The sequence below is a fragment of the Pseudomonas sp. EL_65y_Pfl1_R83 genome, assembly GCF_963970695.1.
Classification (GTDB): Bacteria; Pseudomonadota; Gammaproteobacteria; order Pseudomonadales; family Pseudomonadaceae; genus Aquipseudomonas; species Aquipseudomonas tritici.
The window spans coordinates 1-449 of the sequence record NZ_CAXAQI010000441.1; the positions used below are offsets into that span (position 1 = coordinate 1).

The 449-nt window shown below is 69.0% G+C and carries 1 protein-coding gene; it reads left to right on the forward strand.

The annotated features are described in order from the left end of the window. The coding region (locus AACY08_RS29725) for a CoA transferase (RefSeq protein WP_339472666.1) at positions 1–449 on the forward strand (449 nt) is incomplete at both ends.

A 449-nucleotide genomic window follows, 5' to 3' on the forward strand; every position in this document is an offset into this window, starting at 1 on the left:
TTTGCCGTCTGCGACGTGCTCTCGGGCGCCACTGCCGCCTTCGGCGTCTCGAGCGCGCTGTACCAGCGCGACCGCACCGGCAAGGGCCAGCTCGTCGACGTCTCCATGCTGGAGGCCACCATGGCGTTCCTCTCCGGGCAGATCGCCGACTGGTCGGTCGCAGGCCATCGCCAGACGCTGTCGGGCAACCAGGCGGTGAGCCGCAGGACGACCGCGAACCTGTTCAAATGCGGCGACGGCCACATCCTGCTCGCCGTCAACAACGAGAAGCAGTATCGCGCCCTGATGAGCGCACTCGGCCGCGAGGACGCGCTGACCGACTCGCGCTTCGCCGACTGGTTTTCCCGCAACGAGAACGAGACGGCGCTGCGCGCCATCATCGAGCAGGCGCTGGCCGCAAGGCCCGCGCGCGAATGGGAGACGATCCTGGAAGACGCCGGCGCGCCCTG